The organism is Enterococcus sp. 9D6_DIV0238, from assembly GCF_002174455.2.
Classification (GTDB): Bacteria; Bacillota; Bacilli; order Lactobacillales; family Enterococcaceae; genus Enterococcus_L; species Enterococcus_L dunnyi.
This window is the reverse complement of record NZ_CP147246.1, coordinates 1,677,063-1,690,333: the sequence shown is the minus strand read 5'-3', so window position 1 is coordinate 1,690,333 and position 13,271 is coordinate 1,677,063. Positions and strand designations below refer to the sequence as shown.

Sequence of the window (13,271 nt, the reverse complement as noted above, 5' to 3'; positions counted from 1 at the left end):
GCAGGTAAAGTTTAAGTAAAGATTACTCGATACCAGGTTCAGCTGTAGCAACTATTGTTTCACCACTAAACGGATGGACAAGATGAAGCTCATAAGCATGAAGCATCAAGCGGCCTTTCGGCTTTGGATGATAGAGTGGATCGCCAATGATAGGATGCCCAATACTCTGTAAATGAACTCTGATTTGATGTGTTCGACCGGTTTCTAACACACAATAAATCAACGTTTGATTTTTTTCTTTTGAGTAGGAAACAGCTTCTACATGAGTGATCGCTACATCTCCTTTATGTTCATCGATCACTCGTTTGCGTCGATCGTGTCGATTTCGCCCAATTTTTTTACGAATAGTGAAGGATGTTTCTTTAAGAGCACCAGAAACGATTGCTTGATAGCGACGGTAAATCTCTTTTTTTTCCAGTAGCCGTCCTAAGATAGGCAGTACAAATGGGTTTTTTGCAAAGAGAATTGCCCCGCTGGTTTCTTTATCTAAACGATGAACAACATATGGCACTTGATTTTTGGGCGCTAGATAAGCTGCTAAATGATTTAAAAGCGTCTCTTGTTCATCTGGCTGATTAGGATGAGTTTTCATGCCGGCGGGCTTATTTAAAATAATCAGGTGCTCATCTTCAAAAAGGACATGTACGTTAGCCGGATTGCCGAGTCGTAATTTTGGCATGGGATAGTCATCTGCTTCGAAGTTCAGCGTGATCTTGTCACCTGCTTTGGCTGTAAAATGAAATAATGCCGGCTCGTCATTGATCGACACATTTTTTCTGATACGTAGAAAATGGCGCACTTTGCGAGGAACTAGCCATTCTTGTTCAAGTAGTTCTCTGATGGTCTGTTCTTTGAATGTTTCAGGTAATAGGATGGATAATTCCATAATTTTTCCGCCTTTTCACTAGAGTCAATCCTAGTTTAACAAATGCAGGCAGAAGTTCAAGCGATTCTCTTATTTTTGGGTGAATGGGCAAAGTTAATTCAACTCAGTAGGTAGCGAAAGTTGGAACAGAATCAATCGATAAGGAGATTTTAAAGAAAAAAAGAACCCGCCCTTTGGGGAAGGACGGGAAAGGAGTTAAAAATGAAAAAGTGTTTTGTTAGGGTTGTTTGTTGGTATGTGTATATAATACAAAGCAAATATGAATTTTTTGTGTGCTAAATTATTTAAAACTGTAAACTTTTTCTAAAGTAGTCTTTAAATGTTGAACAGAATTAGTTTTTCATCGTATTGATCAAACGTTTGGTCCAGCTAAAATCAGTTTTTGTGATAGTATCATCGCCGAATAGTTTGCCATCACGGTCGATAGCATATACAAACATTCCGCCTTTTTGACCATCCTTAGGGTTCCAAACAGCATAAGAATAAGCACGGCTCGTTTCGTAAGGATCGATCGTATCATTCCAGCGGTTTCGGTCTTGTTCCTCTGGGAAAGAAATGCCAGGCAGAAATTGTTTTGTGTTGATGGATATCTTATACGTATCCCAAGTACGGTCTAAAGAAGTAGTTGAACGACCATAGGCTTGAAGAAATAGATAATCACAATAAGGAGCTACTTTTTTGAATAAAGAATGGTTATCTTTATTCGTATCATAAATCAATAGTTTTCCAGTGTTTGATAAGGGCCCTAATTTGTTTGAAAGAGCTTTGAATGTCCCAGCCGCCATTTCTTCTTGCGTAGCAGTCAAAGTCGATTCCATATCGATATCCAATCCATCCAAATCCCAAGGCGTAAGATAGGTATCGATCAATTGCTGTGCATAAGAATCATATTCAGCGAGCGTTGGTTTGGTTCCTGTATGAGGAACATTCCATAACTCTCGAATATCGATCGTGCGTATGACGCGCGTCCCTCTAGCATGAAGTGTAGGGACATATGTGTCCTTTAGTGTGTCCCAAAATTTTTGCTGATCTGTTCCAGGATTGACATAATGAAAAACGGACACAATATCGACACCTTCAGGAATGTCCGTCATGGCAGTGACATTTTCATCGGGTAAATTAGAATTTGCATCATGCGGCATAGTTACGTCTCGCCATGTGCGGTAATAAGCCATCATGATAGGATCAGGTTGTGCCTGTGCATTAGCTGAATCGGGAAGTAAATTAGACCCTAATAAGAGCAACGTAGCAACAAATAAAACCTTGAATGATTTAGACATAAAGACATCTCCTCTTTCTTTTGTTAGTAAGCGCTTTCTTTTTTTAGCACTTTAATACAAAAAAATTGTAGCATAAACAGTAAAGATACTACAGCAGGATGGTTTAAAATAAGTGAGCTAGCAAGTATTTTCATTTAGGATAGGACTTTTAAAAAAATACAAAAAAGACCTGCCTTTGGGGAAGGCAGGAAAAGGAGTTAAAAATGAAAAAAGTGTTTGTTAGGGTTGTTTGTTGGTATACTTATATAATAGATGAGAAATGTGAATTTTTATGGCCTAACGTGTTCTAAAAATGAGAACTTTTCATGATAAACGATAGAAAGACGCGTAAATGAACTTAAATAGGGATTTCTTGAGGTATTCTTAAGCTTTTCTACATAAATTCAAAAGAAAAGCATGTTAAAATAGGCAGAACAAAATTTGTATGCCTTTATTCATGCTAAAGCCGTATGAATAAATGTATCTTTCTATGTTAAAATGGCTTAGAAACTTTTATATAAAGAGGGAGTAATATGGATTTTAAAACAATTATGGCAAAAATTGCGGCAGGGTTCAAACGTTTCTGGATATGGATCAAACCGTACCTCAGTCGTTTTCATCATTGGCGTAAACGAATTTGGAAAAAATACCAGATCAATAAAATTATTTTATTGTTAGGTCTGGTCGTTGTATTAGTGACTAGTATTTATTTGTTTACTCTAGCCAAATCAGCGAATGTCGGAGCCTTGAAAAAAGGGTTGGAAGAATCCACCGTTATTTATGATAAGAATAATGACGAAGCCGGTAAGCTTTTCGGTCAAAAAGGAACCTTTGTCACGATCGATCAAATTTCTCCTTACGTCAAGGATGCCTTGATCTCAACAGAGGACCGTAATTTTGAAACGCACCATGGCTATGACATCAAAGGACTTTTGCGGGCGGTCGTAGGAAAATTAAGCTTTGGGAAAATCGGCGGAGGCGGCGGAGGAAGTACCATCACCCAGCAATTAGCCAAAAATGCTTACCTGACCCAAGAGCAAACGATGACTCGTAAAGCAAGAGAACTATTCTTAGCGATCGAAATCGAGAAAAAATATGATAAACAGCAAATTTTAGAAATGTATCTGAACAATTCTTACTTCGGAAACGGGGTATGGGGAATCGAAGATGCTTCTCATCGATATTTTGGTGTCAGCGCCAGTGAATTGAGTGTTGGTCAAGCAGCAACACTTGTTGGAATGCTGAAGGGACCGGGGATCTACAATCCAATCGACTATATGGAAAATGCTGTCAATCGTCGTAACACTGTTTTACAATTGATGGTCGATAACGGCAAATTATCCCAAGGTGAAGCAGATGCACAGGAAAATACGGAAATTGCATTGGCTGATAATTATTCTGATGTAAATTCAGACTATCGTTATCCGTACTATTTTGATGCGGTCATTGACGAAGCCGTTAATAAGTATGGACTAAAAGAAGAAGATCTGTTGAATAGGGGCTACCAAATCTACACAGCGCTGGATCAAAACTATCAAACAGCGATGCAGCAAACGTATGAAAATGATGCATTATTTCCGCCAAATGCAGAGGATGGCGCAATGGTTCAAAGCGGATCAGTGGCATTAGATCCAAAAACAGGCGGCGTACAGGGCGTTGTTGGCGGACGCGGTGAGCATGTCTATCGCGGATTCAACTTTGCCACTCAAACAAAACGTTCACCAGGATCTTCATTGAAACCTATTTCAGTGTATACACCAGCACTAGAGTCTGGAATGAAGCCGAATGCGATTTTAGAGGATAAGCCACAAGATTATTATCCAGCAGAAAACTACAGTCGGACATTTAGCGGTGAAGTACCGATGTATCAAGCTTTAGGAGAGAGTTTGAACTTACCTGCTGTTTGGACACTGCATAAAATCGGGTTAGATAAAGGATATGAAAAAACAGAAAAATTTGGGATTCCTTTAGCTAAAGAAGATAAGTATTACGGATTAGCATTAGGCGGGTTGAAAACAGGAGTATCACCACTGACGATGGCTAATGCGTATAGTGCTTTTGCAAATGAAGGCGTTCAGCATGAAGCCCACTTGATTACCAAAATCATTGATTCTACGGGTGCAGTGATCGTAGACAACACAAGTACGAAATCAAAACAAATCATCACAAAAGATATCGCGAATCAAATGACGAGCATGCTTTTAGGTGTATTTAGCTCTGGAACAGGGATCAATGCCGATCCATCAGGCTACGTAATGGCAGGAAAAACAGGAACGACTGAAACAAACTTCGATACGAATAAAACCAATGACCAATGGGTTGTCGGCTACACACCGGATGTTGTTCTTGCAACATGGCTAGGCTTTGAGCAAACGAGTGAAAATCACTATCTAGAAGGCAGCAGTGCCACTCACGCTTCGACAGTATTTAGTAGTCAGGCACAGGGCATCTTGCCTTATACAGCACAAACACCTTTTACTATCGCGGATGCATATGCAACTGGCGGAGTCATGCAGGCAGCAGGAGAAGTCCCAGCTGTAAATCAAGATGATTGGCAGGACAGCATGAAAGAAATCGGTGGTCAGGTCAAAGAAGGAGCCAAAGATGTCGGCGGCAAAATCAAAGAAGGCTGGGAAAAAGCGAAGACTGGCTTAAAAGATTTATTTGGCGGTTTGACAGGAGAATAATCGGTTTCAAAACGAATCAAACAATGGTACAATCAAAGGGAAGAATTTTGTAGAAATGAGGGAACGTACATGAGCAATATTTATGATACAGCCAACCAAGTAGAACGCGAAATCCGTGAATTAGCAGAATTTAAAGCATTAGAAGGAGCCTATGATGCAGTAAAAGCAGATGAGGAAGCCTATAAGCTATTCAAAGAATTCCAAACTTTCCAACAAGGATTACAAGAAAAGCAAATGCGTGGAGAAGAATTCACAGACGAAGATGCAGAAAAAGCCCAAGCGTTAGCAACAGAAGTACAAAAAGCTGAAGTGATCAATGAATTGATGCAAAAAGAACAAGCTTTCAGCTTGATCGTAAATGATTTGAACCGCATCATCATGACACCGATTCGCGATTTGTATAACGATTAATAAAAATAAGACTTTAAAGAGGCGTAAACACGTTTTCTTTAAAGTTTTTTTGTATATTCGGAAAAATTTTCTGTTGTATAAGTGTTTTAGAATGTCCTAAGTACGTAAAAAAGATTCGATAATATAAATCTTATGTGTTCCTATTCTTTCTCGATAAAGGACAAATGATTTTTGAACTGCTGGAACTTGTAGGTTACGAGTTATACTTTTCGGAAGATGGTTTTCCTTTGTTCAGAAAGTGAGGAACTGTTTTTGAATCTCTGGAGAGAATCTATTCTTTTTAGTACAGGATATTTGGTTTATTGATCATACGATTTCTAGTATATAGATTCTGTGGAGCGGAAAATGAAAGAACGGGCAACGAAGGAAAAGCTGGTCCATTTTTAGTGATCAAGTCGAGCGTGTCGATTTTTTGACACCTCAAGCTTACGTAACAACCTTTTCTAAGCAGATAAAAATTATTGCATATGGATTCGAGCGTTAATTAAAGTGGTGATATTAGAGGTTTAAGGTGATTAAGGGAGGACTCGAAGAGCATTTTTAACTCTTTTTAATTTCTATACAAAAAATAGAAAACGAACAAATTTTCGTATGTTTTTACTGACCGAACCTTGATAAAATGATATGATGGAAGAAATGATTCTAGATGAAGGAGGAGGAGCAAATGAAAGTCTTACATGCTGCAGATTTGCATCTGGATCGGTCCTTTGAAGGATTAAGAAATATACCTAGAGCACTCGCAGAAAGCTTACAGCAGGCAAATCAGAAGGCTGTGACAGCGATCATCGATATAGCAATCAAAAATCAAGTCGATTTAGTGATTTTTGCCGGTGATACATTTCATCAAAGTCGGACATCGATTCGGACACAGGCTTTTTTTATAGACGAAATGAAGCGGTTAGAGCAGGCACAGATCCCTGTGGTTCTGTCATTCGGCAATCATGATCATTACGTTCCTGAACGCTACTGGTTTGATTTTCCAGAGAATATGTTTCTTTTTCAGAAAGAGCAAGTAGAGACTCATTATGTAATGACGAAAAATCAAGAAAAAGTTGCGATTTCTGGTTTTAGTTATGAACACTCATGGATCAATGACCCAAAATTACCTGAATTTCCTATGAAAGATATAAATGCTGATCTTCATATCGGTATTTATCATGGCGATATACAAAGCAACGGACAACAGAATTATGCTCCCTTTTCATTTAGTGAAATGAAAGCCAAAGGGTATGATTACTGGGCATTAGGCCATATCCATCAACCGCAGGTAGTCAGTGCCGATCCGTTGATCGTTTACCCTGGAACACCACAAGGACATACGAAAAAAGAGCGTAACTTACAAGGAGTTGCGATCGTTTCGATTGCTTCAGGGCATGCGACCGTCCGTTTTGAACCTGTTGCACAGGTGATTTGGCAAGTAGAATCTTATTCCTTAAAGCAGGTATCAAGTCTACAAGAAGCGTTGAGTGTTCTCACAAATCACCTTATAAGCAGTAAAAAAGAACATGGACAGCTACTGTTGAAAGAGCTTCGATTGACAGATACCGAGCATTTAGGAGATGAATTTCAGCGTTCTTACGAAACGGGTGAATTGCTCTCTTATCTTCAAACGACAGTAATGAGCCAAACCGATCAGGAAATATTTCTATTTCAAATCACGCTCAGCGCAAGTATTGGAGAGCAAAAAACATTGATCACAGCGGATCCAGAGCTGTTGGAGCAACTCGAAAAAACATATTTTCAAGCGGATATATTTTCAAATACCCTACAAGAACTACTTCAAAATCCAGCCTTCACATCGGTTGTTGCAATTGATAATGAATGGCGTGAACGTAGCGTTGAACAAGCCGATCAGCGGATAAAAGAAGATTTTGTCATTCAGGAGGATCAGTCATGAAACTCATTGCAATAGAAATAGTCGGCTTTGGCAAATGGCAGCAGCAAAAAATTGAGTTTTTACCCAATAATCAGCTGCTATTTGGTGCAAATGAAGCAGGCAAGTCAACGATCTATCAATTTATTCAAGCAATGCTGTTTGGTTTTCCGCCTAAAGGCAAGCGCAAAAAGGATTATCAGCCTAAAAATGGTGCAGCATATGGTGGTCGCTTATGGCTGTCTCATCCAGTTCATGGAGAAGTACAGGTCGAACGTTTTAAAGGGCAAAATAAAGGACAGGCGAAGGTCTACTTTAATGATCAAATCGGAGACGAAGCAACTTTAAAAAACATGCTCCACCCGCTGACGAAAGAATTATTCCAATCTGTTTTTTCTATTCAGCAAGAGCAGTTAGGTCAATTAGATAAACTGACAGAAGAAGAGCTGCAGACGTCATTGCTGTCTTTAGGCTTATCAGGTAGCCAGCAACTTCTCGTTCGCCGAGAAGAATATTTTAAAGCAGCTCAAACGATCTATAAAGGAAAAGGCAGCCAACCGCCATTGAATCAAAAGCTTGCACAATATCAAGAGCTGCAGCAAAAAATCAATGATAAAGAACAGCAGGAACGACCGTTTCAAGAAATAGGCATATCGTTAGCCAATACAGAAAAGCAAATTTCAGAACAGTATGCACTGATTCAGCAAATAAAAAATCAGCTGTCCCTAGTGGAAAAACAGGTCATGAACTTACCACTGTATGAAGAATTACAATCGATCGATCAGCTAAGTGAAGCACCTGTTATTAAGAAAGAAGATCAAGACAAGCTGTTGTCACTTTATCAGCAGCATCGCTTCTTAAATGAAGAATTGATTCGTTTAAATCAAAGCCTAGCAGTTCAAAGTGAACATGGGGATCGGCAGGAAGAGTATCAGTTTTATCTTGAAGAAGAAGAAAATATCAAGCAGCTATTGAATCAACGTTATGCCATTGATAAACTGCTTTCTGAAATCCAGTGGATGAGTCAAAATCTGGAGCAAAACCAGAAAGAAATGCAGCCGTTAGAAAAGCAATGGGGCTGGTCTAAACAAAATCCCCCTCAGTTTGCGATGGATGAACAGGAAGTCAATGAATTGCGGGAATCCATCGTTGAACGAACAGTCAAGCTGCAGACCGCTCAAACTGATCTACACTTATTAGAAGAAGAAATTGCTACGCGGGAAGAAAATCTAAGCACGTTTGAAGCAATCAATAAAGATATGTTCCGTAAAGGTAGGCAAAATAAAGAAAAAAGCGTTAATCTTGTTTTTTGTATTCTTGCGGCAGTCATTCTGATTCTCAGTTTCTTTTTCTCTGCACCAATTAGATATATAGGTGTAGGAATTAGCATCATAGCTGTACTTATTGGCGTATCACCTCTTTTTTATCAGGCGAAAGAGCCTTATGCGAATGAAAAGCGCCAATGGCAAGAGAAGCTTTCTCAACTAGATTATTTAAATGATCAGCTTTTAAAAATCAAAGCTGATATTAAAAAAATACATGATGAAGAACGAGAAGTAGCTCGTTTTGTCGCGGAAAAAGTTCAGGAAAACCATTTAGGCCGAATGGATCAGGTAGAATTTTGGCTGAATCATCGGGGAGATATTACTAGGTACTTGATTTTGATCAATACAAATCAAGAACTGGAACAACAATTATTGGATGATCAAAAGCGTATGGCAGAGATCACCCAACAAACAGAACGATTTACGGCAAGGCTGCCGATTTCAGGTTTGCCTTTAGCAGAGCGTATCCAAATCATCAGTCAATTTGTTGATCAAATGGAAAAAATTCGTTTTGAACAAGAGTATCAAGCAGATGCATATACAAGGCAGACCATCCGTGAGGTCAAAGAAAAACAGCATCAAGTTGATGAGCAGCTTTCACCACTAGTGCATCGTTTTCAAATTGATTCGATCAATGAAATACCAAATAAGTTAAAGAGTTACCAAAATACAACGGCAAGCAAAAAAAGAAAACAAGAGCTGCAATCGATGTTGGCTGGGATATATAACGACACAACGATGATAGAAGAACTTCCGGCAAAAAGACAACATTTAGCTGAAAAGTTAAAAGAAGCAGAAGAGCAACTTTTGCACTCACAAAAAACAGAACAAAAATTACTTTATCAACAAAAACAAATGCTGTCAGATGGTACGTTAGACGAATTGTATCAAGAACAAGCTGCTTTGAAAGCAGAAGTTGAAGAACTAGCATTAGAATGGTCAGGCTATCAATTAGCTGGTCAATTGTTGATGGATCTGCTCACGGAATTATCAGAGAAACAATTACCGAATTTACTGAAAAAAGCTACAGAGTATTTTCAGCTTTTGACGGAGCAGTCATACCAGTCGATTCAGTTAGAAGCTGAGCAGTTGATTGTGATTCGCCAAGATCATCAACGGTTTTTGCTCCATGAATTATCGACAGGAACAAAGGATCAAGTGATCATGGCTGTTCGCTTTGCTTTCTTATACTTACAAAAGCATCGGAATTTATGCCCGATCATGATCGATGACGGCTGGCTGCATTACGATAGTCAACGGAAAAAACAGTTGGCGGAACTTTTTGCACTTTTTTCTGAACAGCAGCAGGTCATCTGTTTTTCTTCCGATAAAGAAATGGTAAGCTATTACCAAGAGCTAAAACAACCGATTATTGAATTAAAAGGAGTGTAAGTATGAAAAAAATTCGCGAATTAACTGTAGATGAAACATTTGAATTATTTCTGCTGATCAAAAATGCAGATGTCCGTGTAGCTAAGAATGGCAAAAAATTTATTGCGTTTACCTTCCAAGATACCTCAGGTACGATCGATGGAAAATATTGGGATGCTTCTGAGGAAGAAATCAGTCGCTATACTGCTGGTCATGTTGTTCTTTTGAACGGTAAAAGAGAGGTTTATCAGGGCAATCCTCAAGTCAAAATTATTCATATGCGCTTAGCGCGTCCGGAAGAACCAAATGAGCCGACTTTATATATGGAAAGAGCTCCTTTAAAGCGTGAAGATATGGTAGAGGAGATCAATCAGACGATTTTTGAAATCACTAATGCCCATTGGCAGCGAATCGTTCGTTATTTGTTAACACAATATCAAAAAGAATTTTTTGATTTTCCAGCTGCCAAACGAAACCATCATGCATTTGCCAATGGTTTGGCTTATCACACAGTCTCTATGCTGCGATTAGGAAAAGCGATTTGTAAGGAGTATAACGAATTGAATGCCGCTTTACTTTATTCTGGGATCATCTTACATGACCTTGGCAAAGTAAAAGAATTATCTGGTGCGATGACGACTGAATACACGATTGCCGGCAATTTGATCGGACATTTGGTTTTGGTTGATGAAGAAATCACAAAGGCATGTATTGCACTGAAGATCGATGAAAATGATGAAGATGTGATCGTGTTACGTCATATGGTTTTAGCACATCATGGCTTATTAGAGTATGGTTCACCAGTTAGACCGCGAATCATGGAAGCGGAAGTCCTGCATCAAATCGACAATATTGATGCATCGATTCAAATGATGTTAGGATCGATTCGTCAAACAGAACCTGGGGAATATACAGATCGTATTTTTGGTTTAGATAACCGTAGTTTCTATGTACCAAAAAATATATAGATAAAGTGAGTGAGAGGAATGAATCAATCGGCACTTGAGTTGTGGACACAATTTAAGCAAGATCAAGGGATTTCGCATGATCATTACGATGTTTGGGCATTTGGCAATTCTCCTCAGATGGCAGATGAATTGTTGGCACTTGTCATTCAAGGAAAAAAGACCGGAACGTCTTCTTTGAAGTTATTATATGAGTTGGAGCCAGAAGGAGAACAAATGCCGGAAATTGGTCATTACAGCGTGTTGCTTGATGGGAATGATCAAGCACAAGCAATCATTTGTACAAGAGTCGTTGATGTGCTTCCTTTTTCACAGATCACCGAGGTTCATGGGTATCTGGAAGGAGAAGGCGAACGAAACCTGAGCTATTGGCGCAAGGTTCATAGACCCTTTTTTGAGCAGGAATTAAATGAGCGTAATTTACCGCTTTCAGAAGACTTGTTGATTGTTTATGAGCTTTTTGAAGTTGTGTATAAGAGATAAACATGAATAGTTTACCGCTGCTCTTGGATTATAGATTAGGAAGGTAGGTATCTCATGGAAATAACTGTTTATGTTGTAAATGGGTTTAGTAAGGATCATAGAGGCGGAAACAAGGCTGGAGTAGTCTTGATGGAAAAGCCATTGACTACTTATCAAAAAATGGCTATAGCCAAACAGTTGGGATATGCGGAAACTGCCTTTATATCCAGCTCTGAACAGGCTGATTATAAATTTGAATATTTTACACCAAAAGAAGAAGTTGATTTATGCGGGCATGCCACGATCGGTTCTTTTGCGCTATTGAAACATTTAAATAAAATTTTCAAAAATCATTATACGATTGAGACGAATAGTGGTGTTCTTACCGTAACTATAGAGGATGATACTATATTTATGGAGCAAACCAATCCAGTATTTTATGAGACTCTATCATCAGAGGAGCTCGCTGAGTGTTTTGATATCGAAAAAATAGATCAGGAGTATCCAATTCAAATTGTGTCTACGGGATTAAAAGATATTTTGATTGCTATCAGAAGTGAACGAGAATTGCATGCACTACAACCAAACTTTGAAAAGATCAAGGAACTTAGTGAGTCGTACCATGTTGTCGGGATGCATCTATATGCATTCAATGATGATCGAATAATATGTAGAAATTTTGCGCCATTATACGACATCAACGAAGAAGCTGCGACAGGAACTTCAAATGGAGCCTTGGCGTGCTATCTATACAAGCAACATGGTTTACGAAAAGAAGTTTATGTATTTGAGCAAGGCTATTCTTTACGTTTACCTTCTGAAATACTAGTTAAGTTAAAAACGAATAGTAACAATGAAATAGAAAAGGTGTATGTTGGCGGTAAAGGGGATTACTGCGAGACGAAGGTTTTAAGTATAGAAAATGACTAATGAAAAAAGGAGCGGGATGTTTATCCGCTCCTTTTCTATTTTGATTATTTAGAAGAGTCTTCAGTTTTGCTTGATGATTCTTCTGTTTTTGAAGAATCACTTGATTTAGAATCTTTTTCTTTAGAAGAAGATTCTTTTGCTTTAGACTCTTTTGTAGAAGATTCGCTTGATTTAGAAGAATCTTCAGTTTGGATCAAACCAGCTAAAATATCTTTGAATGCGTCATCTTTGATTTTAACGTTAGCTTCAGTTAAAACATCAGAAGTCACTTTTTGCACGAATTCTTGGTCGTTTTGTTTGTTTGTTTCAGCAATTTTCTTCAACTCTTTTTTGTAAGGAGCCATATCATTGCCTTTTTCTTTGTTTTTCACCATTTTAACAACATAATAAGTTGATTGGTAAGTTGTTGCATCTGTCGCTTGGATCGGTTCAGATACGGTACCATCTTTTAATTTGAAGGCAGCTTCTTTTACTTGTTCTGGAACAGTTGCTGATTGTGAATCAAATTTCACTTTTCCGCCGTCTTCTTTAGTTGTTGTATCTGTTGATTTTTCTTTAGCGATTTTAGCAAAGTCGCCGCCGTCATCTAATTGTTTTTTGATATCTTTTGCTTCATCTTCAGTAGCAACTTGGATCAATTGTGCTTCTACTTCTGGGTGGAACGTTTCCCAAGCCGCTTTTAAATCTTCATCAGTGATTTTGATGTGTGCTTTGATCCCAGCTTGATAAGCTAAGTTTTGTTTGATTAACTGTTTATAGCTTTTTTCTGTGTAGCCAGCTTGTTTTAATTGATCTTCTAAGCTTGCGCCTTGGTCTTTAGCGTTTTTCTTAGCTTCATCATATTTAGCTTGTACTTCTTTGTCAGAAACGTCTTTACCATATTTTTCTTCAAAGACTTTGAAAATGATCATGTTACGAACATCTTGTTGACTTTGTTGGCTTGTTTTCACTTGGTTGTAGAAATCATCAACAGTAATTGTAGCACCTTTCATTGTAGCGATTTCTTTTGATCCGCTTGAGCATGCTGCTAGTGCAAAAACACTGAATAAGCCCGCTGCGGCTAAAATTAATTTTTTCTTCATTCTTCTAGCACTCCTAAGTT

General features: G+C 38.4%; 10 protein-coding genes. 7 read left to right on the top strand and 3 right to left on the bottom strand.

The window, feature by feature from the left end; all coding sequences use genetic code 11:
- Window positions 1–22: 22 nt before the first annotated feature.
- Both A5889_RS07925 and A5889_RS07920 read right to left on the bottom strand, forming a co-directional pair.
- A complete protein-coding gene (locus A5889_RS07925; RefSeq protein ID WP_087640637.1) occupies window positions 23–886 on the bottom strand; it encodes an RluA family pseudouridine synthase in 864 nt (287 codons plus the stop codon).
- 332 nt (window positions 887–1,218) lie between these two features.
- Window positions 1,219–2,166: an endo-beta-N-acetylglucosaminidase family protein gene (locus A5889_RS07920; protein ID WP_087640638.1), complete on the bottom strand. Its 948-nt coding sequence runs from the start codon at window positions 2,164–2,166 to the stop codon at window positions 1,219–1,221.
- A gap of 512 nt (window positions 2,167–2,678) precedes the next feature.
- Between A5889_RS07920 and A5889_RS07915 the strand changes: the two genes are divergently transcribed.
- The 7 genes from A5889_RS07915 to A5889_RS07885 all read left to right on the top strand — a co-directional run bounded on the left by A5889_RS07915 (window position 2,679) and on the right by A5889_RS07885 (window position 12,169).
- Window positions 2,679–4,832: a PBP1A family penicillin-binding protein gene (locus A5889_RS07915; RefSeq protein ID WP_087640639.1), complete on the top strand. Its 2,154-nt coding sequence runs from the start codon at window positions 2,679–2,681 to the stop codon at window positions 4,830–4,832.
- A gap of 69 nt (window positions 4,833–4,901) precedes the next feature.
- Complete coding sequence (locus A5889_RS07910; protein WP_087640640.1) at window positions 4,902–5,243, top strand: YlbF family regulator; 342 nt, start codon at window positions 4,902–4,904, stop codon at window positions 5,241–5,243.
- A gap of 664 nt (window positions 5,244–5,907) precedes the next feature.
- Window positions 5,908–7,140: a metallophosphoesterase family protein gene (locus A5889_RS07905; RefSeq protein WP_087640641.1), complete on the top strand. Its 1,233-nt coding sequence runs from the start codon at window positions 5,908–5,910 to the stop codon at window positions 7,138–7,140.
- A complete protein-coding gene (locus tag A5889_RS07900; protein WP_087640642.1) occupies window positions 7,137–9,833 on the top strand; it encodes an ATP-binding protein in 2,697 nt (898 codons plus the stop codon). Before A5889_RS07905 ends, A5889_RS07900 begins: the two co-directional genes overlap by 4 nt.
- Window positions 9,834–9,835: 2 nt before the next feature.
- Window positions 9,836–10,780 (top strand): 3'-5' exoribonuclease YhaM family protein, encoded by a 945-nt coding sequence (locus A5889_RS07895; protein ID WP_087640643.1) that lies wholly within the window; start codon window positions 9,836–9,838, stop codon window positions 10,778–10,780.
- 18 nt (window positions 10,781–10,798) lie between these two features.
- Window positions 10,799–11,260 (top strand): ASCH domain-containing protein, encoded by a 462-nt coding sequence (locus tag A5889_RS07890; protein WP_087640644.1) that lies wholly within the window; start codon window positions 10,799–10,801, stop codon window positions 11,258–11,260.
- Window positions 11,261–11,314: 54 nt separating this feature from the next.
- The gene (locus A5889_RS07885; protein WP_087640645.1) at window positions 11,315–12,169 is read left to right on the top strand and encodes a PhzF family phenazine biosynthesis protein; all 855 of its coding nucleotides are present in this window, start codon (window positions 11,315–11,317) and stop codon (window positions 12,167–12,169) included.
- Between the two features lie 44 nt (window positions 12,170–12,213).
- On the opposite strand, the gene A5889_RS07880 is transcribed toward A5889_RS07885, so the two are convergent.
- A complete protein-coding gene (locus A5889_RS07880; protein ID WP_087640646.1) occupies window positions 12,214–13,251 on the bottom strand; it encodes a peptidylprolyl isomerase in 1,038 nt (345 codons plus the stop codon).
- Window positions 13,252–13,271 lie beyond the last annotated feature (20 nt).

Bases quoted from the DNA above. Each gene is read 5' to 3' on its own strand.
- A5889_RS07900 (WP_087640642.1), top strand. From the start codon at position 7,137: ATGAAACTCATTGCAATAGAAATAGTCGGCTTTGGCAAATGGCAGCAG.
- A5889_RS07905 (WP_087640641.1), top strand. From the start codon at position 5,908: ATGAAAGTCTTACATGCTGCAGATTTGCATCTGGATCGGTCCTTTGAA.
- A5889_RS07915 (WP_087640639.1), top strand. From the start codon at position 2,679: ATGGATTTTAAAACAATTATGGCAAAAATTGCGGCAGGGTTCAAACGT.
- A5889_RS07885 (WP_087640645.1), top strand. From the start codon at position 11,315: ATGGAAATAACTGTTTATGTTGTAAATGGGTTTAGTAAGGATCATAGA.
- A5889_RS07880 (WP_087640646.1), bottom strand. From the start codon at position 13,251: ATGAAGAAAAAATTAATTTTAGCCGCAGCGGGCTTATTCAGTGTTTTT.
- A5889_RS07890 (WP_087640644.1), top strand. From the start codon at position 10,799: ATGAATCAATCGGCACTTGAGTTGTGGACACAATTTAAGCAAGATCAA.
- A5889_RS07895 (WP_087640643.1), top strand. From the start codon at position 9,836: ATGAAAAAAATTCGCGAATTAACTGTAGATGAAACATTTGAATTATTT.
- A5889_RS07920 (WP_087640638.1), bottom strand. From the start codon at position 2,166: ATGTCTAAATCATTCAAGGTTTTATTTGTTGCTACGTTGCTCTTATTA.
- A5889_RS07910 (WP_087640640.1), top strand. From the start codon at position 4,902: ATGAGCAATATTTATGATACAGCCAACCAAGTAGAACGCGAAATCCGT.
- A5889_RS07925 (WP_087640637.1), bottom strand. From the start codon at position 886: ATGGAATTATCCATCCTATTACCTGAAACATTCAAAGAACAGACCATC.